This window comes from uncultured Roseovarius sp., assembly GCF_947259555.1.
In the GTDB taxonomy this organism is placed as follows: domain Bacteria; phylum Pseudomonadota; class Alphaproteobacteria; order Rhodobacterales; family Rhodobacteraceae; genus Roseovarius.
In genome coordinates, this window is sequence record NZ_CAMYMD010000074.1 from 1 (window position 1) to 20,472 (window position 20,472).

Annotated in this window: 21 protein-coding genes; 2 read left to right on the plus strand and 19 right to left on the minus strand. The window is 64.1% G+C overall.

The features are described 5' to 3' along the window. The coding region (locus Q0X85_RS12290; RefSeq protein WP_297772303.1) for a DUF1513 domain-containing protein at positions 1-897 on the plus strand (897 nt) is incomplete at its 5' end. A gap of 21 nt (positions 898-918) precedes the next feature. Here Q0X85_RS12290 and Q0X85_RS12295 read toward each other — a convergent pair. The 15 genes from Q0X85_RS12295 to Q0X85_RS12365 form a co-directional block, all read right to left on the minus strand. After that, positions 919-1,563 (minus strand): RluA family pseudouridine synthase, encoded by a 645-nt coding sequence (locus tag Q0X85_RS12295; protein ID WP_297772305.1) that lies wholly within the window; start codon positions 1,561-1,563, stop codon positions 919-921. 95 nt (positions 1,564-1,658) lie between these two features. Then, on the minus strand, positions 1,659-4,106 hold the full coding sequence (locus Q0X85_RS12300; protein ID WP_297772307.1) for an FAD-dependent oxidoreductase: 2,448 nt from the start codon (positions 4,104-4,106) through the stop codon (positions 1,659-1,661). A gap of 57 nt (positions 4,107-4,163) precedes the next feature. Next, positions 4,164-5,060 (minus strand): homocysteine S-methyltransferase family protein, encoded by an 897-nt coding sequence (locus Q0X85_RS12305; protein WP_297772309.1) that lies wholly within the window; start codon positions 5,058-5,060, stop codon positions 4,164-4,166. After that, on the minus strand, positions 5,057-6,121 hold the full coding sequence (locus tag Q0X85_RS12310) for a zinc-binding dehydrogenase (protein ID WP_297772343.1): 1,065 nt from the start codon (positions 6,119-6,121) through the stop codon (positions 5,057-5,059). The genes Q0X85_RS12305 and Q0X85_RS12310 overlap by 4 nt, the downstream gene beginning before the upstream one ends. A gap of 2 nt (positions 6,122-6,123) precedes the next feature. Then, a complete protein-coding gene (locus Q0X85_RS12315; RefSeq protein WP_297772311.1) occupies positions 6,124-6,750 on the minus strand; it encodes a LysE family translocator in 627 nt (208 codons plus the stop codon). Next, the gene (locus tag Q0X85_RS12320; RefSeq protein WP_297772313.1) at positions 6,747-9,191 is read right to left on the minus strand and encodes an FAD-dependent oxidoreductase; all 2,445 of its coding nucleotides are present in this window, start codon (positions 9,189-9,191) and stop codon (positions 6,747-6,749) included. Before Q0X85_RS12320 ends, Q0X85_RS12315 begins: the two co-directional genes overlap by 4 nt. A 26-nt stretch (positions 9,192-9,217) precedes the next feature. Further along, on the minus strand, positions 9,218-9,835 hold the full coding sequence (locus Q0X85_RS12325) for a LysE family transporter (RefSeq protein WP_297772315.1): 618 nt from the start codon (positions 9,833-9,835) through the stop codon (positions 9,218-9,220). 7 nt (positions 9,836-9,842) lie between these two features. Continuing rightward, the gene (locus tag Q0X85_RS12330) at positions 9,843-10,415 is read right to left on the minus strand and encodes a helix-turn-helix domain-containing protein (RefSeq protein ID WP_297772317.1); all 573 of its coding nucleotides are present in this window, start codon (positions 10,413-10,415) and stop codon (positions 9,843-9,845) included. Between the two features lie 108 nt (positions 10,416-10,523). Next, positions 10,524-11,297 carry a precorrin-4 C(11)-methyltransferase gene (gene cobM / locus Q0X85_RS12335; protein ID WP_297772319.1) on the minus strand — a complete coding sequence of 258 codons (774 nt, stop codon included), beginning with the start codon at positions 11,295-11,297 and terminating at the stop codon, positions 10,524-10,526. Next, a complete protein-coding gene (gene cobJ, locus Q0X85_RS12340) occupies positions 11,294-13,111 on the minus strand; it encodes a precorrin-3B C(17)-methyltransferase (RefSeq protein WP_297772321.1) in 1,818 nt (605 codons plus the stop codon). Before cobJ ends, cobM begins: the two co-directional genes overlap by 4 nt. Beyond that, positions 13,102-13,803, minus strand: coding sequence for a precorrin-2 C(20)-methyltransferase (cobI, locus tag Q0X85_RS12345; protein ID WP_297772323.1), 702 nt, complete (start codon positions 13,801-13,803; stop codon positions 13,102-13,104). Before cobI ends, cobJ begins: the two co-directional genes overlap by 10 nt. 53 nt (positions 13,804-13,856) lie before the next feature. Then, entirely contained in the window at positions 13,857-15,068 is a 1,212-nt protein-coding gene (gene cbiE / locus Q0X85_RS12350; RefSeq protein WP_297772325.1) for a precorrin-6y C5,15-methyltransferase (decarboxylating) subunit CbiE, read from the minus strand. Then, positions 15,065-15,703, minus strand: a complete 639-nt coding sequence (locus Q0X85_RS12355; RefSeq protein ID WP_297772327.1) for a precorrin-8X methylmutase — start codon at positions 15,701-15,703, stop codon at positions 15,065-15,067. The genes cbiE and Q0X85_RS12355 overlap by 4 nt, the downstream gene beginning before the upstream one ends. 70 nt (positions 15,704-15,773) lie before the next feature. Beyond that, positions 15,774-17,006, minus strand: coding sequence for a sirohydrochlorin chelatase (locus Q0X85_RS12360; RefSeq protein ID WP_297772329.1), 1,233 nt, complete (start codon positions 17,004-17,006; stop codon positions 15,774-15,776). A 2-nt stretch (positions 17,007-17,008) separates the two neighbouring features. Next, on the minus strand, positions 17,009-17,230 hold the full coding sequence (locus Q0X85_RS12365; RefSeq protein WP_297772331.1) for a DUF6732 family protein: 222 nt from the start codon (positions 17,228-17,230) through the stop codon (positions 17,009-17,011). A 299-nt stretch (positions 17,231-17,529) separates the two neighbouring features. Between Q0X85_RS12365 and Q0X85_RS12370 the strand changes: the two genes are divergently transcribed. Then, on the plus strand, positions 17,530-18,504 hold the full coding sequence (locus Q0X85_RS12370; RefSeq protein WP_297772333.1) for a glutathione S-transferase family protein: 975 nt from the start codon (positions 17,530-17,532) through the stop codon (positions 18,502-18,504). A 24-nt stretch (positions 18,505-18,528) separates the two neighbouring features. On the opposite strand, the gene Q0X85_RS12375 is transcribed toward Q0X85_RS12370, so the two are convergent. From Q0X85_RS12375 to rplR, 4 genes are all read right to left on the minus strand, one after another. Then, on the minus strand, positions 18,529-18,966 hold the full coding sequence (locus Q0X85_RS12375) for a GFA family protein (RefSeq protein ID WP_297772335.1): 438 nt from the start codon (positions 18,964-18,966) through the stop codon (positions 18,529-18,531). 213 nt (positions 18,967-19,179) lie between these two features. Continuing rightward, positions 19,180-19,368, minus strand: coding sequence for a 50S ribosomal protein L30 (rpmD, locus tag Q0X85_RS12380; RefSeq protein ID WP_129434277.1), 189 nt, complete (start codon positions 19,366-19,368; stop codon positions 19,180-19,182). Between the two features lie 12 nt (positions 19,369-19,380). Beyond that, a complete protein-coding gene (rpsE, locus tag Q0X85_RS12385) occupies positions 19,381-19,950 on the minus strand; it encodes a 30S ribosomal protein S5 (protein WP_297772339.1) in 570 nt (189 codons plus the stop codon). A 106-nt stretch (positions 19,951-20,056) separates the two neighbouring features. After that, the gene (rplR, locus tag Q0X85_RS12390) at positions 20,057-20,416 is read right to left on the minus strand and encodes a 50S ribosomal protein L18 (protein WP_297772341.1); all 360 of its coding nucleotides are present in this window, start codon (positions 20,414-20,416) and stop codon (positions 20,057-20,059) included. Positions 20,417-20,472 lie beyond the last annotated feature (56 nt).

The window sequence follows — 20,472 nt, forward strand, 5'->3', positions numbered from 1 at the left end:
CTGCCGGAACGCGGCCACGCCGCCGCCGCCCATCCCGACCGGGCCGAGGCGGTGGCGTTCGCGCGGCGTCCGGGCCGTATTGCCTTTGTCCTCGACTGCACCAGCGGCGCCGTTCTGGCCCGGCTCGACGCACCATTGGGACGGCATTTCTACGGTCACGGGACATTTGTCGGCGGCGATATCCTCTGCACCACCGAGAATGAAATCGACACCGGCGCAGGCCGCATCGGCCTCTGGTCCCGCAGCCGGGGCTATACCCGCGTCGGCGAGATTGCCTCAAACGGCATCGGCCCGCATGACATCCGCACCTTGGCCGATGGCGAGACCCTCGCGGTCGCCAATGGCGGTATCCGCACCCATCCCGATCACGGGCGCGAGAAGCTTAACCTCGACACGATGCGCCCCAATCTCAGCTATCTCAGCACAGATGGGACCGTGTTGGAGGAGATGTCGCTCGCCGCCGACCTGCACCAGAACTCCATTCGGCATCTGGCGCTCGGCCCTGACGATACGCTTGCCTTCGCGCTGCAGTGGCAAGGTGACACCATGGCGCCGGTCCCGCTTCTTGGGTTGCACCGCCGAGGCCAGCCGCCAAGGCTCTCCGAGGCGCCACTGGCCGAACAACTCGCCATGCAGGGCTATGCCGGATCAGTCGCGTGGGGCGGTCAGGGCCCTGCGATCACCTCGCCGCGCGGCGGACGGGCGCATATCTTCGACGAATCTTTAAACTTCCGAGCCGCTATTCTGCGTGCGGACATTTGCGGGTTGGCCCCAATGGGCTCGGCGCTCTTGGCCTCGGACGGACAGGGCGGGCTCATCCGGATTTCGGGTGATCAGACAGAGCCTCTCACCACGTCCGAAGGGCTGGCTTGGGACAATCACATCGTTTTGTTGTGAATCTCTACCCAGTATACACCATTAGAACGGTGCCTTAGCCCGAAATTTGATACCGGCCCCGCCATCCGGGTGGCGCAGGCGCAATTCCTCGGAATGCAGCATCAGACGAGGATGCGCGCGCGCCTCTTCTGTCGCGTAGAGCGGATCTCCCAGAATAGGATGACCAAGCGCCAGCATATGCACCCGCAACTGATGACTTCGCCCTGTCTTGGGGCTCAACCTCACTCTTGTTTCGTCTTTCCCCGCACGCATGACCCGCCATTCGGTCAGCGCCGTGCGGCCAGTCTCATGGCAGACCTTCTGCAACGGACGGTTGGGCCAATCGACGATCAGCGGCAGATCAACCACGCCCTCTCGCGGCTCCAGCCTGCCATGCACCCGCGCGACATAGAACTTCTTCGTCTGGCGTTTCTCGAATTGCAGGCCCAGATGCCGCTGCGCATGCGGGCTAAGGGCAAAGACCATCACGCCCGACGTGTCGCGGTCCAGTCGATGCACCAGAAGTGCTGTCGGAAAGACATCCTTGACCCGCTCCAACAGACAATCGGCCAGGTGCTCACCTTTTCCGGGAACACTCAGCAAGCCCGCCGGTTTGTTGACAACGACGATCTCGTGATCGTCATGCAGCACCTCAAGCGGCTCGGTCGGCGGGTCGTAATCAGACATATCCGCGCCTTACACGACCCCGGCAGAAGACACCACTCCCACATTCATCCAGCCGACAATACCTGTCTGCATTTTGGCGGGACTACCCCCATCACTCAGGCCTTCACGCGCTCGGATTTAGGATCATACATCGGACGGAGCGATGCCTCTGCCTTGATCCGACACCCCGCCACGTCCACCTCATAGCTCGACGCCAGCAACTGCTCGGTGCTTTCTCCGGGGCAGGGCACGTAGCCCATCCCGATGGCGGCACCCAGATGATGCCCGTATGCGCCCGAACTCAGATAGCCCACGATCTCGCCGTCGCGCAGAAGCGGCTCGTTATGGTAAAGCATCGGTTCCGGGTCGGTCAGGCGGAATTGCAGCATCCGCCGCTCCGGCCCGGTCTCGCGTTTGCGCAGCACTGCGTCGCGCCCGATGAATTCGGGCTTGTCGGTCTTGACGGCAAAGCCCAACCCCGCCTCCAGTACGTGATCCTCGCAGGTGATGTCGTGGCCGAAATGTCGAAACGCCTTCTCGATCCGGCAACTGTCCATCGCGTGCAGCCCGCAGAGTTGCAGCCCATGATCCGCGCCCGCCTCGGTCAGCACCTCAAAGACATGCCCGGCCATGTCCGCACTCACGTAAATCTCCCAGCCGAGCTCGCCGACGTAAGAGACGCGATGCGCCCGCGCCAGCCCCATGCCGATCTCGATCTGTCGCGCCCAGCCGAAGGGGTGGGCCTCGTTCGACAGGTCATCCGGTGACACCGCCCGCAGCAGATCGCGCGCCTTCGGCCCCATCACGGCCAGCACGCCCTCAGCGGCCGTGACATCGGTGATCACGACCATCCGGCCCCCCAGATGCCGCCGCAGCCAGGTCTCATCCGCCAGCCGCGTGGCGGCGGGCGTAACCACCAGATAAACGGTCTCGCTGAGCCGCGTCACTGTCACATCCGCCTCGATCCCAGCCTTCGCGTTCAGAAACTGCGTATAGACGATCCGGCCCACCGGCACCGCCATCTCCGCCCCGCAGACATGGTTGAGAAACGCCTCCGCCTCCGGTCCCTCGACCCGCAGCTTGCCGAAACTCGACATGTCGTAAAGGCCCACGCCCTCGCGGATCGCGCGGTGTTCGGCGGCGGCATTGTCGAACCAGTTCTGACGGCCCCAGCTATAGCGATACGCAGGCTCTTGTCCCGCATTCGCATACCAGTTCGCGCGCTCCCAGCCCGCCGCCTCGCCCATCACCGCCCCACGCTCCAGCAGTTGCGCATGAAACGGCGTGCGCCGCACACCGCGCGCGGTGGCCTTCTGCCGGTAGGGGTAGTGATCGGCATAAAGCAGGCCGAGCGTCTCCTTCGAGCGCTCATAGAGGTAATGCCGGTTGCCCTGAAACGGCTGCATCCGAGAAATATCCACATCGCCCAGGTCAAAGGGCTTCTCGCCATCCTCCATCCATTGCGACAGCGCATGCCCCGCGCCGCCCGCCGACTGAATACCGATGGAGTTGAACCCCGCCGCGACCCAGACATTGTCCATCTCAGGCGCCAGCCCCAGATGATAGGCATCATCAGGGGTAAAACTTTCGGGACCGTTAAAGAACGTGTGAATTCCCGCCTCGGCCAGCATCGGCATCCGGGTCACCGCCGCCTCCAGGATCGGCTCGAAATGGTCGAAATCCTCGGGCAACTGATCGAATTCGAAACTCGCAGGGATGCCGTCCATGCCCCAGGGCTTGGCATCGGGCTCAAACGCGCCCAGCATCATTTTCCCTGCGTCTTCCTTGTAATAGGCGCATTCATCCGGCACCCGCAGCACCGGAAGCTGTGACAGCCCGGCAACCGGCTCCGACACGATATAGAAATGCTCGCAGGCATGCAGCGGCACGTTGGTGCCCGCCATGCGCCCTACCTCATGCCCCCACATGCCCGCGCAATTCACTACATGCTCGCAGGCGATATGGCCCGCGCTTCCATCCTCGCCCTGCCAGTCCACACCGGTGACGCGGCGGCCCGCCCGGGCCATCCCCGTCACCTTCACCCGCTCCTGCACCCGCGCACCGCGCCCCCGCGCGCCCTTGGCCAGCGCCAGCGCGATGTTGGCCGGATCGGCCTGCCCGTCGGTGGGCAGCCACACGCCCCCCGTGACGCCATCGAGGTTGAGGTGCGGGTAGCGGTCCCCGATCTCGGACGGCGACAACTCCTCCACCGGCACGCCAAAGGCGCGCGCCATTGCCGCGCTGCGCTTGAGCTCCTCCAGCCGCTCGCCCGTAAGCGCCGCCGAGATCGAGCCCACCTGCCGGAATCCCGTGGCAATGCCGGTCTCGGCCTCCAGCCCGGTATAAAGCTCGGCTGAGTAGCGCGCGAGGCGGGTCATGTTGGCGCTGGCGCGCAACTGCCCGATGAGGCCGGCGGCGTGCCACGTGGTGCCGGAGGTGAGTTGCTTGCGCTCCAGCAGCACCACGTCGGACCAGCCGAGTTTCGTGAGGTGATAGGCCACAGAGCAGCCCACGACGCCGCCGCCGATGATGACCACGCGGGCCCGGTTTGGAAGATCGGTCATGTCTCGCCTCTTGTAAGCGTTGCGCATTGAGTATTTTTACCAAGAAGAAACAGCAGGTCAGACAATCTCGTGCCCCGCCTCGCGGATGCGCCGCGCCAGTTCCGCGATGTGATCGGGGCCGATCTCGCAGCAGCCACCGACGATGGTGGCGCCCGCGTCGATCCAGCCCATGACGGTCACGGCATAGGCGGCGGGGGAGAGATCGCCGCGCTGCTCCAGCGCGTCGACGGTGGGGGCCGCACCCAGAAACCCCTCGCTGATCCGGGTAAAACCGTTGGCATAGGCGCCGAAGGGCAGACCGAACGCGGCGATATGCGGCAGCCCCTGCGTGATCGCCTCCGGCGGCGAGCAGTTGAGCAGGATCGCGGCGGGCGGCATTTCGGCCAGAAGCGGCGCGAGCGCCGAGAGCGGCTCGCCCGAGCGCAGCCGCGTGCCGTCCTCGTCCATCACCGAGACCGCAAGCCAGAGCGGCACGCCCGCCGCCTGTGCCGCCAGACACGCGCCGCGCGCCTGATCGACCGAACACATGGTCTCGAACAAAAGCAGATCGACGCGGGGCGCGATGGCCGCCACCGGCTCGGCATAGATCAGGGCCGCCTCCGCCGCCGGGGGGCAGAGATCGGGGCGGTAGGATTGCACCAATGGCCCCACGGCCCCCGCCACGCGCCCCGCGCCATGCGCGTCGCGCGCGGCGATGGCGGCACTGACAGCGGTATCGGCGAGGCGGTCCACCGCATCCTCCAACCCCACCCGCACCAGCCGGTCACGCAGCACCGCATAGGTGTTGGTGGTGGCCACCGTGGCCCCGGCGGCGAAATAGGCGTCATGCACGTCGCGCACGATCTGCGGGTGATCCATCATCACCTGCGTCGACCAGAGTGGCGTCGCCCGGTCGCCCGAACGTTTGACAAGTTCCTGTCCGATGGAGCCGTCGAGCAATGTGATGTCTGTCATGTGTCTGTCTCCGGTGGCAAGAGGACCAGCTTGCCGGCATGGGCCTTGGTCTGGAAATCCGCCTGCGCCCGGGCGATGTCGCGCAGCAGATAGGTGGTACTGATCCTAGGTCTTACCTCTCCGGCGCGGACCATGTCCATGAGCCGGGCAAAGACACGAGGTGGCTGAAATGTGCAGCCGTGGAGGGTGATGTCGCGCAGGTAGATGCGGCGCAGGTCGGCCTCTATCATCGGCCCGGCGATGGCCCCCGCCACGGCGTAGTGCCCGCCCGGGCGCAGCGCGTCGATCAGCGCGGCAAAGCCCGGCCCGCCCACAAGGTCGATCACCGCGTGAAAGCGGTCTTGGGGCAGGGGCGCGTCGCAGACGATGACCTCCGCCGCCCCCTCTTCCTGCACCGTCGCGGCCTTGGACGGCGAGGCGATGCCTGTGACCCGCGCCCCCATGCTTGAGGCAAGCTGCACCGCCGCGAGGCCGACATTGCCCGACGCCCCGGTGATCAGCACCTCCTGTCCTGCCGCCACGCCCGCGCGGTCGAGCAGGCCGAGGGCGGTGCCGAAGGCGCAAGGAATTGCGGCGATCTCGATATCCGACAGCGGCGCGTCCGACACATCATACAGGTCGTCCGCCCGCATCAGGCAATATTCGGCAAAAGCCCCGTCGATCTCCGATCCGAGCGCGACGAACCCCACCGGTTTGTCGTCCGTCGGGCGCGGAATGTTGATCGGGCAGGTCACCCGCGCACCGAGCGCAGGCGCGGTGACGCCTTCGCCGCGCGCCACCACCTCGCCGCACAGATCGCCGCCCTGTATCAGCGGAAACCGCAATGCGCCTGACCAGCCCCCGGCCGCGACGCCTTCATCCGTCTCGCCCGTGGCCCCGGTCACCTCCGCCGCATACCAGCCCTCGCGGGTGTTGATATCGGTGTTGTTGCCCCCCGCCGCCAGCACTTTGACCAGCACCTCGCCCGCACCGGGGCGCGGCACCGGGATATCCTCGCGCCAGACCAGCGCCTCCGGCCCGCCGTGGCGGGTGAGGGTGACGCCGGACATGGTGGCGGGCAGGGTCAACGCGTGGCCTCCCGTTCGATGTCCTTCACGCCCAGCAACACGGCCGCGCCGATCATCAGGCAGCCAGAGACGCGGTTAATCCAGACGCCGGTCAGCTGTCTGACCCGTCCGAGGCTGCGCACGGCCACCCAGCCCCAAAGCAGCAGGATCAGCCCGTCCACCACCAGGTAGGTCAGCCCCAGGATCAGCAGTTGTGGCCAGACCGGCTGCGCCGTGTCGATGAACTGCGGAAACAGCGCGCCAAAGAACACCACCGCGTAGGGGTTGGCCGAGGAGGTGACAAACCCCTGCCGGAAGAGCCTGCCGCCCGGTGCGGCATCGGGCGTCGTCGTCTCGGGACGGGCAAGGATCAGCCTGACCCCGATCCACGCGAGGTAAGCGACCCCCGCCCATTTGACGATCCAGAGCGCATCCGCGTTGGTGGCGATCACCGCGGTCAGCCCGAACGCGGCCAGCGTCATCTGAATCGCATTGGCGCTCAGGTCGCCAGCCACGGTGGCGAGGCTGCGGCGCAGGCCGTGGCGCAGGCTGTTGGAGATGATCAGCAACTGGCTGGTGTCCGGGGGCGTCGCAAAGAACGCCGCCACCACACCGAGATAGATCAGGTATGTCTCGAGCGTCACGCCTTGAGCCTCTCGTTCTGCGGGTCCCAGAGCGGCGCGTCGGGCTGCACCGTGGCGGGGACCCGCTCGCCGAAGATTTCCACCTCCAGCTTCGTCCGCGGCACCGCCAGATCGCTGCGTAGCATGGCCAGCGCCACCGAGCCATTCACCCGGTAGCCCCAGGCACCGCTCGTGGTCTCGCCCACGATCTCGCCCCCGTGCCAGATCGAGGACATATAGGGCGCATCCGCCGCCCCCGCCTCGACGATCAGCGGCGCGAACCGCTTCGCCACGCCCCTCTGCTTCTCGGCCAGCAGCGCCGCCTTGCCCGGAAATTCCTGCGGCTTGTCGAGCTTGACGAACCGCTCCAGCCCGCCCTCCAGCAGCGAATAATCGGTCGAGAGATCGCCCTTCCACGCGCGATAGCCTTTCTCGATACGCAGGGAATTCAGCGCCCACATGCCGAAGGGCTTGGCCCCCGCGTCCGTCACCGCGTCCCAGATTACCGGCACCTCCGCCGCCGGGCAATGGATTTCCCAGCCCAACTCGCCCGCGAAGGACACCCGGATCAGCACACAGCCCACACCGCAGACCGTCGTATCCTGCACGCTCAGCCAGGGCAGCGACAGGTCCGCATCCGTGAGCGGCCCGAGGATGCCGCGCGCCTTGGGCCCCGTGACCAGCAGGCAATCATACCGGTCGCTCCGGTCGGTCAGCGTCACCCCCTCGGGCAGGCCCCGCGCCAGAACGTCGCGGTCATGCCATTGCGCCGCCCCGGCGGTAATGAGCCAGATCTCGTCCTCCGAGCGCGGGATCACCGACATCTCGGTCAGGATGCGCCCCCGGTCATCGCCGAAATAGGCAAGGCCGATGCGCCCCGGCTGCGGCAGCCGCGACGCGGTCAGCCCGTCCACATGGTCCCGCGCCCCCGGCCCCTGAACCGCAATCCGCGTAAAGCCGGAAATCGCAATGACCCCGGCATGATCGCGCACCGCCTCGCATTCTTGCCGGATGCGCGCCTCCCAAGGCCCCGCGCGGTCCCATGTCTGCGTCGCCTCCTCGGAGGTATCATCCCCCGGCTGCGCAAACCAGTTCGCCCGCTCCCAGCCGTTATAGGCCCCCATCTGCGCCCCCGCCGACTTGAGCCGCTCGTGCAGCGCCGAGACCCGGCGATCGGGGGCAACCGGCCAGCGGTGCCACGGGAAATGCATCCCGTATTCGTGGCCGTAAACCTCCATCCCCTTCGCCACGCAATACTCCGGATCGGTGTAATCGGTGTAGCGGCGCGGATCGCAGGACCACATGTCCCACTCGGGCGCGCCCTCGGTGATCCATTCCGCCAGCACCTTGCCCGCGCCGCCGCCCTGCGCGATCCCGAAGGTAAAGACACAGGCCTCGAACGCATTCGGCACGCCGGGCATCGGCCCAAGCAAAGGCATCCCGTCCGGCGCATAGGGAATCGGCCCGTTGATGATCTTGCTGATCCCGGACGTGCCCAGCAAGGGCACCCGCGCCATCGCATCGGTCACGATCTCCTCAATCCGGTCGATATCCTCCTGCCAGAGCTGAAAGCTGAAATCGTCGGGCATCGGGTCCGACGGGTCCACCCAATGCGCCCGGCAACGCGGCTCGTAGGGGCCGAGGTTGAAGCCATGCTTTTCCTGCCGCAGATAATAGGACACATCGACATCGCGCAACAGCGGCAGCTTGCGGCCCTGCTCCTTCGACCACGCCTCGATCTCGGGGATTTCCTCGGACAAAAGATACTGATGGCTCATTACCATCATCGGCACGGTGCGCCCGCCATAGGGCTTGAACCATTCCCCCACCCGCTGCGCGTAATACCCCGCCGCGTTTACCACGATCTCGCAACGGATCTCGCCCTTCTCGGTCTCGACAATCCACTCGCCGTTCTCGCGCCGCACGCCCATCGCGGGGCAAAAGCGGATCACGCGCGCCCCCATCTCGCGCGCCCCTTTGGCCAGCGCCTGCGTCAACTGCGCCGGGTCGATATCGCCGTCGTTCGGATCATAAAGCGCGCCCTTCACATCATGCGTCTCGATGAACGGATAGCGCGCCTTGATCTCGTCGACCCCGAGGATTTCCAGATCCATCCCCTGATGCCGCCCCATCCCCTTGGCGCGCTCGAATTCCTGCATCCGCTCGCGGCTATGCGCCAGACGGATCGAGCCGGTCTGATGATAGTTCATCGGATAATCGACCTGCGAGCCCAGCCGCGCATAAAGCTCGGTCGAATAGCGCTGCATGTTCATCACCGACCAGCTTGTAGAAAACGTGGGCACATTGCCCGCCGCGTGCCAAGTGCTGCCTGCGGTCAACTCGTTGCGCTCCAGCAGCACCGAATCGGTCCAGCCCGCCTTGGCCAGATGATAGAGGCAGGACGCCCCGACCGCACCGCCGCCGATGATCACCGCCCGCGCGGTGCCTGGTATCTCAGCCATGATATCCTCCCCGTTATCCGTTTTTGCTAACGCGCAGGCATGGCGGCGCTGCCGAGCGCCACGCCGTAGCCGATGAAAAGCGCCGCCATCCCGCGCCGCAACCATGTGCCCGCTACCGCGCCGAGCGCCGCGCGCCCAAGCCCCGCGCCGAGCGCAGTAAAGCCGGTATAGCTGAGCGCGGTGATGCTCAGCGCGGTGGGAAAGATCACCCACATCTGATCCCATATCGGCACTTCAGGCTGCACGAACTGGCTGAACGCGGCGAGGTAGCCCGCCACGCTCTTGGGGTTGATGGTGGCCACCATGAAGGCCCGCCAGAACACCGAACCACCGCTCTGCGCCTCCGCCTGGATGGGCCGCGTTGCCCGCATCCAGCCGCGCACGCCGAGCCAGATCAACACGCCCGCACCCAGGAGTTTCGCCGCCTCGAAGGCCACCGGCGAGGTGGCGATGAGCGCGGTGATCCCCGCCGCCGAGAGCGTCAAAAACAACGTGGCCTGCGTGAGAATGGCCACCACACCCCACAGGCCTCGGCGAAACCCGACAGTCATTCCGTTGGTGATGCAATTGACGTGGTTCGGGCCCGGGGTCGTGACGAACACCACCCAGAACAGCGCGAAGATGGTCCAGCCCTCAAAACTCATGCCCACCTCAATAGACCGGCGGGGCGATCACCCAGATCGCAACGCAGGGCTCATCATAGGGGTTGGACCAGCAATAGGGCTCGCCGCGAAACCGGAAACTGTCGCCGGGGCCGATGGTGAACCGCCGGTCTGCAATCCTCAGATTGAGCCTGCCGGAGAGTATGTAACCCACCTCCTGCGTGGGCCGCTGCGCCGGGTGCTGCATTTTAGAGCCGGGGCGGAAGGTAGAGTGAATCACCTCGAACTCATCGGTCAGATCCGGCGATAGCAGTTCCTCGATGAGACCCTCTTCGCCCGACCCCATGGGACGGCGTGCGCTCGCCCGCACAACATAGCCTTGCTCATCCGCAGGCGCACTTGCATGGCCGAACAAGAGCGACATAGGCACGCTCAGGACATCGGCCACCTGCCGCAGGTCGCTGATCGACGGCTCCGACAGGTCGCGCTCGACCTGTGAAAGCCAGCCAACCGACCGCCCCAGCTTTTCCGCCAAAGCCGCGAGCGTTAACCCGCGCGTCTTGCGCAAGGCGCGCAAATCCGCGCCAAGGCTTCGCATCTGCCCAATATTGCTTTGATGCATGGGTCGCGCCCCGTGAAAAAACCACCATAAATTTCACGTTGCGCCGATTCTATGAAAATTTCAACTCAAATTTCACGCCGAAAGGCTGCGGTACGTGTAGTTGACGCCCTAAGCCCGCGCCGCAACCTTGGGTCGCAAAACATGCGGCATGCCCGGATCATAGAGCGCACTGTCCTTGAAATCAGCGATCTCGCCCAGAACTTTTCCAACCAGAATCAAAGCGGTTCGGGTAATCTTTTCGGCCCGCACCTTGGCATGGATATCAGCGAGCGTCCCCCTCACGAACAGCTGATCCGGCCACCCCACCCGGTACGCCACTACCACAGGACAGTCATCGCCGTAGTACGGGGCGAGAATCCTGTGTATTTCCCGTAGGTTGCGGATACCCAGATGAATCGCCAGCGTCGCCCCGCTACGCGCGAAATTCTCCAGCGTCTCCCCCTCGGGCATCGAAGTGGACTTCATCGAAACTCGTGTCAAAACAATGCTTTGCGCAATTTCCGGCACAGTCAGCTCTTGCCCCAGTGCCGCCGCCGCCGCCGCGTAGGCCGGAACACCGGGAATGATCTGATAGTCGATTCCATCTGCGCGCAGTTTTCGGATCTGTTCGGCAATCGCGCCGTAAAGCGATGGATCACCGGAATGCACACGCGCCACGTCCATGCCCTTGGTATGGCTTTCCAGTATCACAGCATGGGTGTCTTCCAGCGTCATCGGCGCGGTATCCATCACCAGCGCCCCGTCGGGGGCACCGGCCACAACCTCCGCCGGCACCAGACTGCCCGCATAGAGACACACGGGACATTGCCCGATGATCCGCTCTGCCTTTTTGGTCAAAAGCTCCGGATCGCCCGGCCCCGCCCCGATGAAATAGACTGTCATTTCAGTGCCTTTCCAATGCTGACCTCGGCCAGATCACCATCAATCTTGCGCGCATAGCCGCGCGGTGTGAACATGCGGGGCCCCTCGCCCATTTGCGCCAGACGGCTGTTGGAGGACCCCACCAGCACGACTGTCAGCATATCCACCTCATCCACCTGCAGATCGGCCAGACGCCTGTAGCGCAACTCTTCTTCCGGCCGACCCAGAGAGCTGGCAAGCAGCACCGGCGTGTCTGCCGGACGGTGCTTCAGCAATATATCCCGCGCCTCGGCCAGCAACGTCCGCCGGGTCTTGGACACCGGATTGTAGAACGCGATCACAAAGTCGCCTTCCGCCGCAGAATGCAGGCGCCGAATGATATCCGCGCGTGGCGTCAACAGGTCGCTCAACGAGATCGTGCAGAAATCATGTCCAAGCGGGGCCCCCGCCCGCGCCGCCGCCGCCTGAAGTGCCGAGACACCGGGCGAGCATACCACCTCCACCCGTCGCGCGGCGTCGCTTACGCCCTGAGCCTCGGGCCCACGATCCAGCAGTTCAAAAACCAACGCTCCCATCGCATAAATGCCGGCGTCCCCTGAACAGATCAGAGCGACATTCTTGCCCTGCGCGGCCTGTTCCAACGCATAACGACAGCGCGCCTCCTCGCCACCCAGCGGAAAATCGCTGCGCGTCTTGCCGGCTGCCAATGGTCCCAAGAGGTCGATGTAGAGGCCATAACCCACCAGTTCCTCGGCCTCGGCCACGAGGCGCGACACCTCGGGCGTTCGCCAGCTTGCCTGTCCGGGGCCGATGCCCAGCACACTCAGCCGCCCCCGCGCGCGACCAGGCATCTCGGTCATGACCGTCTCAGAGCGGCTGACAGCGCAGGTTGCATTCGCGGTTTTCTGCTTTTCAACAAACAGTTGCCCGCCACAGGCCAGCGCAGCGCCCTCGGACACACCATGGCACCCCACTTCGGCAAACACCACGTCGGACGGGTTTGCGAGTTGATCGGCATGCGCCTCCAACTCCTGTGCCGAGAACAGGCGGAACGGTACGCCCAAACGCCGCGCCACGTCGTTCATGGCGCCTTCATCGGCCTTGAGGTCAATCGATGCAACACAAGCCACTGCCCCGGGTGCAATCGCGTTTGCCTCAAGCGTCCGACGAACAAGGCCCCACATTTCCTCGGTATCGCAGCCGCGCGCACAACCCAGCCCCAAGACATAACGCTGTGGATGATACACCAGCCGCGTGGCAGTGCCATCAGCGGGTGCCTCGCTCACCACGAGTTCGACCGCACCACCGGTATCCTCGATATCGAATATGCGCTCACCGGTCACGCGCACACCACCGCCCGCCAGCATCGTCGCCATCGCTGCCTTGGCGTCCTGGGGATTGGCCAAACGATAGCCCAGAGGCGGCGTATCGAGCGCCACGCCCATGGCCACGTCTCCCGCAGTCGTGACTGCGGCAACGGCCTCCAGCCCTTCGGCAATCTGAGCGGCGAGCCGGTTCGCGCCCCTGTGCCCCCCCAGAAGCGGCACCACCACCGCGCCATCATCGCTCACCGATACCACCGGCGGCTCGCCTCGCTTGTCGCTCAGCAGCGGCGCGACGGCCCGGATCAGGATGCCGCTCGCGCAGACCCCAACGACAGGCACTCCAGCCGCAAAGAGATCGCGGACGTGATCGAGCGCATTGGGAAACCAAGCCGCCGCACTCTCGACGCGTCCCTCACGCCCATGCACATCGCCACCGATCATCCCGGCGACGCGATGCGCCACCGCCTCACCGGACCGGCTCAGCGCCAGAACAACAGGTTTCACAGCCATGGATCGGCCCCTTTCGTCAGCAATATCATTGAAAAATACGGCGCCTCTGCAGGGGCTTGCGCGAGGGGGCAAACCACCTCTTGAGCCAGGCTCGCACGCTCGACATAGACCGCTTGCCCGGTGAACCCCAAATCGTCGATGACCGCCCGGATCTTGGCCAAATGCCGCCCCACTTTCATGATGGCGACACTTTCGGCCCCCTCAATCCGCGCCCTCAACTCGGCCTCGGGCAATGGCCCCGGCAACACCGTCAAGCGTTCATTGCGCGCCACGAGCGGGCGGCCCGCACTTGCGGCACAGGCGGCAATCGACGTCACTCCCGGGACCACCTCGACCTCGTAGCGCCTGCTCAACCGGGCAAAGAGATACATGAAGGAGCCATAAAAAAACGGATCGCCCTCGCACAGGCACACAACATCCTCGCCCCCATCAAGCGCCGCGGCAATGTCCGCTGCGCCCTGATCATAGGCCACCTGCGCCGGGGCCCGCTCGACGCTCATCGGGACATCCATCACGATCTCGCGCGTGTCCGGCGCAATTGACCCGGCCGCAATCGAACGGGCAAAACTCTCGCCGCCCGCCAGTGTCGGATACACCACAACCCGCGCACCAGAGATGAGCCGATGCGCGCGCAAGGTCATCAACTCGGGATCGCCTGGCCCCAAACCGACGCCGTACAGCTTACCGGCCATGTCTCGCCCCACGCTTCATCTTGCCCAAAATATCCAAGTCCTACGCCTGCCTCTCATCGCTTCACGAGGCTCCATTGGGTGACGGGCATCAATGGGCGCCAGCCCGTCAATCCGCCCACAGGTTCTGCCCGGTTGATCTGCAACTTCACAAGGTCGCCGCCATACCGCTTGTGCAAATTCAGCAATAACGCCTCACTCTCCAGCGTCACAGCGTTGCACACCAACCGTCCCAGCGGACGGAGTGCAGACCATGCCGCGTCAAAAACAGCATCCGACAATCCGCCCCCGATAAAGACCGCATCAGGGGCGGCAAGCCCGTCTAGCGCTGCGGGCACCCGCCCCTCGATCAGCTCCAGCCGCGGCACGCCGAGCGCCAACGCATTCGCCGCAGCCATCGCACGACGGTCGGCGCGGGGCTCGATCCCGATGGCGCGCGCATACCGGGCGCTGCGCATCCATTCAACCGCGACAGAGCCGCAACCGCTGCCGATATCCCACAAGAGCGCGCCGCGCATCGGCATCAGCTTGGACAGTGTGGCGGCGCGCACCTCGCGTTTGGTCATGGTGCCGTCATGGTGAAAAAGATCATCGGCCAGCCCGGGCACGCGTGGCAAGAGCGCCGCATCGTGTGCAGCCACGCACTCGACCGCCAAAGTGTTGAACGCGGGCACAACATGGTCCCAGCCGTCGGCAAGACCGTCGAACCGCAACTCCTGCTGCCCGCCCATATTCGCGAGGACGGTCATCCGCGACTGCCCGAAGCCGCGCTCGGTCAGAAATCGTGCAATCTGTCCAGGCGTCTCGGCCCCCGTGGTCAGGACCAGGAGCCGCGCATCGGGCTGAATGAAAGCGATCATCTGCTCCACCGGCCGTCCATGAACGGTCAGCGTCTCCAGATCGGCCATGCTCCAGCCCATCCGCGCCGCCGCAAGCTGAAACGCCGAGAGCTGAGGATGGTAGACGATTTCCGACGGCGGCAGTGAGCGCCCGATACGCGCGCCAACCGAGAACCACAGCGGATCGCCGGTGGCCAGCACCACGACACGACGCCCCCGATGCCCGGACAAAAGTCCGGTCAGCGCATCAAAGGGCGATGGCCAGGCGATCCGCTCGGCGCGGACCGCATCGGATAGAACATGATGCCGCTCGCCGCCCACGATCACCTCTGCCGACTCGACGATGGCACGAGTTGCAGGCAAGAGACCGTCCATCCCGTCCTCACCAATACCGACGACATGCAGCCAAGGCGCGATGCGATCTGTCATGCCCCCGCCTCCGGCAGGCCGGCCGCCAGAGCATTGACCGCCGCACTTGCCATGGCCGAGCCGCCACGTCGTCCGCGTAGAGCGACAAACTCACAACCACGCGGATGCTCCGCCAATTCGGCCTTGCTCTCGGCCGCACCTACAAATCCTACGGGAAATCCAAGGATCAGTGCCGGACGCGGCGTCCCCTCATCGAGCAGTTCCAGCAGGTGAAAGAGCGCGGTGGGCGCATTTCCGATTGCCACGACGGCGCCTTCGAGACGCTCAGCCCATAATTCAACCGCCGCCGCAGAGCGGGTATTGCCGATCCCCGCTGCAATGTCGGGAACGCGGGCATCATTGAGCGTGACGACCACCTCATTGCCGCGGGGCAGATACCGACGAATGATCCCCGCCCCCACCATTTCGCAATCGCAAAACACCGGCGCCCCTGCCTGCAAAGCCGCATGGCCCGCCGCATAGGCCCCATTGGAAAACGCCAGACGGTCCGCCACCTCGACCATGCCGCAGGCATGAATGAGGCGGATTGCCAGCGCCTCCATTCCCGGGCCGAACCTGTCCAGCCGCGCCTCGCTGCGCACCGTGGCAAAGCTCATCGTATAGATGGCCGAAGGGTTCTTTTCGTAGGGGCGCACGTTCAACCCTTTGGGATTGGGGCCGGTGTCGGAGCCTCCGGCGGGAGTATTTGGGAACGGTGATAGCGAATCAGACCTTGGTCCGCCGCGCGCTTTGGGGCCCGTGGGGATGCAGCGCATGGGGATAGGGCGCGTGATGGTGGTGATGGTCGTGATCATGGTGATGATGATCATGGCCGTGGTCATGATGGTGGTGATGGTCTTGCGCTTCGAGCCGGCACTCTCCGGTACAGAACGTATCACACAGCGCGCAATCGGCCACATTCGAGCCGGGGGCCGAGGCACCCTGCCCCTCGACATGGTGGTGATGGCTTTCTTGCACCGCGCCCACTTCGGCCTCGAAACCAAGAACTTGCGTGCGATATTTGCACATGACGCATGTTGGCGGTGGGACATCGCTAAAGGCGGGGTGGCCCGTGCCGCGTGCCTCGGCCAGCGCGGCGCGCTGTTGCGGCGTGATATGCTTGACCTCCCCCCCTTCCATGGCGAGCACCTGCGTCCGGTACTGACACGTCCCACAATTGGGCGGGGGGACAGCATTGAGCTGTTCTGTCACCCGTTCGGCAAAGGTCTCCAAAACCTTGGGGTGATCGCCCAGATACTCGGCCTTGACGAACTCGATCTCCGGGTGATCTGCCGCCACGCGGTCTGTAAACCCATAGATCCTGTCGATCAGGATGCCGGAAAAAAGGAAATAGGGAAACACCACGACGCGCTTGTACCCAAGCTTGACCACGTGCCGCAGGCAGGGCTCGACCAACGGGAAAGTCACACCCGAATAGCCCACCTCGCACCAGCCAAACCCGAGGCCCTCCTGCAAGAGGCGCGCAATCTTGGCGACATTGGCGTTGGCATCGGGATCAGACGCGCCGCGGCCGATCACAACGAGACAGGTGTCATGCAGACTGACATCCCCGTGTTTCACGTTGGCGCGATCAATCGCCTCACGTATGCGGGCTCCGGCGGCAGAGATCATCTTGGGATCAACACCTAATTCGCGGCCATACCTGATCTCGATATCATGCGCGTCGGCATAGGTATTGAGGACCGTAGGTATGTCATTCTTGGAGTGCATCGCGGCAAAGAGCATGCCCGGCACCGCGAGAATACGCTCGCAGCCCGCCGCGCGCAGCCGATCCAGACCGTCGCGGATCACGGGATTGGCGAATTCGAGATAGCCATATTCCATCAGCCAATCGTCCGGCAGGTAGCCCGGCAGCTTGTCGGCAAGAACGCTGAACTCATCCACCGCAGATTGACTGCGAGAGCCATGCCCGCAGATCATCACACCCGTTTTGGCCATGCTCACGCCTCCTGCGCTTCGGCGTCGGGGGTCTCGTCCTCGTCGTCGTCCGCCGCCGTGTCCTTGCGTCCGCGCAACCCGGACCAAAGGCCGATTGCGATTGCGGCGCCAATGGCCGCCGCGCCCAACCAGTGCCCGTGGCCGGCAACCTCTGCCAGATGGCCCGGATGCGCGTGCGCGGCGGTGCCTGCCAGCAGCGCAGTCAAAATCATGGCGAATTTCATGGCGATCCCCTTTTTCCTCGGTCGCGCGACGGGCAAAAGGGGTGAGCGGACTGATCAGTCCTGACGCTGCGCGATCCACTCCCGATATGGGTCAGTCAATCGTCGCACACCTCTCCGGCCCGGTCGCGGGCTTCGTCATGGCGCGGTTATAGGGATGCGCAAGCCCCGGTGCAAACGAAGAAACGCCACACGTGCCGCCATTCACGACATGTGCAGCATTGCGCAGGCCCCGTGCGGCCCTGTGGATTAATTACGCGCCTGCACAGCCCTAGTTTGATCGTAAAGAGGAGTGCGAAAACATGGGCCAACTGGTCAACGGAAAATGGGAAGACACCTGGTACGACACCAAGTCAACGGGCGGCAAATTCGTACGTTCAACGGCAAAGTTCCGCAACTGGATAACCCCGGACGGAACAGCCGGGCCTTCAGGCGACGGCGGGTTCAAGGCCGAGAGCGGGCGCTATCATCTTTACGTGGCGCTGGCCTGTCCCTGGGCGCATCGCACGCTGATTTTTCGCTCCCTGAAAGGACTGAAAGAGCATATCGGCATTTCTGTCGTGCATCCCGACATGCTCTCGGATGGGTGGACCTTTTCGACAGATTTTCCGGGCACCACCGGTGATACACTCCATGGGCTGCCGTTCGCGCGGGACATATACCTCAAGGCCGATCCGCAGATTTCGGGTCGGGTCACCGTGCCGATCCTTTGGGACAAGACGCGCGAAACGATCGTGTCAAACGAAAGCTCCGAAATCATCCGCATGTTCAACAGTGCGTTTGACCAGATCACCGGCGACACTCAGGATTTCTGGCCCGACGATCTGCGCGATACCATCGAACCAGTCAATGCGCGGATATACGACACCGTCAACAACGGCGTGTACAAGGCGGGGTTCGCAACCAGTCAAGAAGCCTACGATGCGGCGGTGATACCTCTCTTCGACAGTCTGGACTGGCTAGAACAAAGGCTGGCTGAAAGCCGCTACCTGATGGGCGAGCGCCTGACGGAAGCAGATTGGAGACTATTCACCACGCTGATCCGCTTCGACAAGGTGTATCACCTGCATTTCAAATGCAACCGCAAGCGCATCATCGACTACCCTAACCTATGGGGGTATCTGCGCGAACTATACCAATGGCCGGGCGTGGCAAAGACCGTCAATTTCGACCATATCGTGCGCCATTACCATTACAGCCACGACACGATCAATCCCAACCGGATTATCCCGATAAACCCAAGCCTCAACCTCGAAGCAGTGCACGGCCGAGACTGACACGCGCCACGGCGCCATCGGCTGTCAGGACGGATCGGGCCAGACAAAATCCGGTCGGAGGGCCGCGTGCACCGGGCGGCCATCGGCAGGCTCGGGCTCGCCGGACGCCGGGTCATAAAAAGCGTGGTAACTTGCCGGCTCGATCTGGTCGGCATACCCCATCAAATTCGGAACGATTACGCGAATACGATTTTGCTTGTCATCGAGCATGATGGGCGCGCCACAGTCGGCGCAGGTACAGAGCTCCAGCGGGCCGTCAGGGTTGTTGGCATTGAATGGTTGGCGGTTCAAACCGGCCTCATTGTCGACCACCACGTCACCGTGTTTGAAAAACACCACATGCGTGGTGTCCTGACCGGTCACAGCCTTGCAGACGGAGCAGTGGCAGGTGTGATTGTCGATTGGCGCTTGGGTCGTATGGGTGTGGATGTGGTCGCAACCACCTTTGGATTGTGCAGACATCGGCCTTCCTCCTCAAAGCGATTCCGGCGGACGACGCGGCGCAGGGCGCCACAGGGCCGCCTCAGCAGCACATTACCACAGCTTGCCCGGAGAGCGCGTTGGATTCCGATGTGGCGAGACTAAAGGATGAGCATCATGGCGCACATGAAAAACGCCCCGGCCATTTCTGACCGGGGCGCATTGCTTTCAGACGCGAGCGCTCTGATCCCGCACTCAGCCTTTTTCTTCTACGATCTGCACCATGTGCGGGATCTTGGCGATCATGCCGCGCACCGCAGGCGTGTCTTCCAATTCGCGCGTCTTGTGCATCTTGTTCAGGCCCAGACCAATAAGGGTCTGGCGCTGCTTTTCGGGGCGGCGGATCGGCGAGCCGATCTGCTTCACGACGATGGTTTTTGCCATGTTCCGGTCTCCTTACGCTTCTGCCGCTTCGGCGGCAGCCGGGGCCTCGTCACCCTTTTTCAGGATGTCGGCGACCTTCTTGCCACGACGCTGCGCGACCATGCGCGGGCTGGTCTCTTTCTGGAGACCGTTCAGCGTCGCACGGATCATGTTATACGGGTTCTGCGATCCGTTCGACTTGGCGACCACATCCTGAACGCCGAGCATCTCGAACACAGCACGCATCGGACCACCAGCAATGATGCCGGTACCGTGCGGGGCAGTGCGCATCACGACCTTACCCGCGCCGTGGCGGCCTTCCATGTCGTGGTGCAGCGTCCGGCCCTCGCGCAGCGGCACGCGGATCATCGCGCGCTTGGCGGCTTCGGTAGCCTTGCGGATCGCCTCGGGGACCTCCTTGGCCTTGCCCTTGCCAAAGCCGACACGGCCCTTTTGATCGCCAACAACGACCAGAGCGGCAAAGCCAAAGCGTTTACCCCCTTTTACGGTTTTCGAGACCCGGTTGATCGCAACCAGGCGATCGGCGAATTCAGGGGTTTCGTCGCGGTCACGCCCGCGCCCCCGGTTATCATCTCTTGCCATTCTCGGCGTCCTTTCGATGCGGCACCGCATGGTGCCTGATATTGTTCAATCCAGGTGAGCCGAAGCTCCCGGATCATCGAGGCGGCCCCGAAGGGCCGCCTGCGCTTTAGATATTCAGACCGGCGTCACGCGCGGCATCTGCCACGGCCTTGACCCGACCGTGGAACAGAAAGCCGCCCCGGTCGAAATAGGCCTCGGTGACACCCGCCTTCTGGGCGCGTTCGGCAATCGTGGCCCCGATCTTGGTAGCGGCCTCGACATTGCACTTGCCCACCAGTCCCAGATCCTTTTCGAGGGTCGAGGCGGCGGCGAGGGTCACGCCGTTGACGTCGTCGATCAGCTGCACGCTGATGTTCTTGTTGGAGCGGTGAACGCTCAGGCGCGGACGCCCTGCGTTGACCTTGCGGAGTTTGTTCCGAACGCGCAGGCGGCGTTTGAGGAACAGTTTTCTTTTGCTGTTTGCCATCTGTCGCGTCCTTACTTCTTCTTGCCTTCCTTCTGGAAGATATACTCGCCTTTGTA

Excerpts from the sequence above, each read along its gene's own strand:
- cobJ (WP_297772321.1), bottom strand. The coding sequence starts at position 13,111 with ATGGCTGTGAAACCTGTTGTTCTGGCGCTGAGCCGGTCCGGTGAGGCG.
- rpmD (WP_129434277.1), bottom strand. The coding sequence starts at position 19,368 with ATGGCAAAAACCATCGTCGTGAAGCAGATCGGCTCGCCGATCCGCCGC.
- Q0X85_RS12325 (WP_297772315.1), bottom strand. The coding sequence starts at position 9,835 with ATGAGTTTTGAGGGCTGGACCATCTTCGCGCTGTTCTGGGTGGTGTTC.
- Q0X85_RS12370 (WP_297772333.1), top strand. The coding sequence starts at position 17,530 with ATGGGCCAACTGGTCAACGGAAAATGGGAAGACACCTGGTACGACACC.
- rplR (WP_297772341.1), bottom strand. The coding sequence starts at position 20,416 with ATGGCAAACAGCAAAAGAAAACTGTTCCTCAAACGCCGCCTGCGCGTT.
- Q0X85_RS12360 (WP_297772329.1), bottom strand. The coding sequence starts at position 17,006 with ATGGCCAAAACGGGTGTGATGATCTGCGGGCATGGCTCTCGCAGTCAA.
- Q0X85_RS12365 (WP_297772331.1), bottom strand. The coding sequence starts at position 17,230 with ATGAAATTCGCCATGATTTTGACTGCGCTGCTGGCAGGCACCGCCGCG.
- rpsE (WP_297772339.1), bottom strand. The coding sequence starts at position 19,950 with ATGGCAAGAGATGATAACCGGGGGCGCGGGCGTGACCGCGACGAAACC.
- Q0X85_RS12330 (WP_297772317.1), bottom strand. The coding sequence starts at position 10,415 with ATGCATCAAAGCAATATTGGGCAGATGCGAAGCCTTGGCGCGGATTTG.
- Q0X85_RS12300 (WP_297772307.1), bottom strand. The coding sequence starts at position 4,106 with ATGACCGATCTTCCAAACCGGGCCCGCGTGGTCATCATCGGCGGCGGC.
- Q0X85_RS12320 (WP_297772313.1), bottom strand. The coding sequence starts at position 9,191 with ATGGCTGAGATACCAGGCACCGCGCGGGCGGTGATCATCGGCGGCGGT.
- cobM (WP_297772319.1), bottom strand. The coding sequence starts at position 11,297 with ATGACAGTCTATTTCATCGGGGCGGGGCCGGGCGATCCGGAGCTTTTG.
- Q0X85_RS12305 (WP_297772309.1), bottom strand. The coding sequence starts at position 5,060 with ATGACAGACATCACATTGCTCGACGGCTCCATCGGACAGGAACTTGTC.
- Q0X85_RS12375 (WP_297772335.1), bottom strand. The coding sequence starts at position 18,966 with ATGTCTGCACAATCCAAAGGTGGTTGCGACCACATCCACACCCATACG.
- Q0X85_RS12295 (WP_297772305.1), bottom strand. The coding sequence starts at position 1,563 with ATGTCTGATTACGACCCGCCGACCGAGCCGCTTGAGGTGCTGCATGAC.
- cobI (WP_297772323.1), bottom strand. The coding sequence starts at position 13,803 with ATGGCCGGTAAGCTGTACGGCGTCGGTTTGGGGCCAGGCGATCCCGAG.
- cbiE (WP_297772325.1), bottom strand. The coding sequence starts at position 15,068 with ATGACAGATCGCATCGCGCCTTGGCTGCATGTCGTCGGTATTGGTGAG.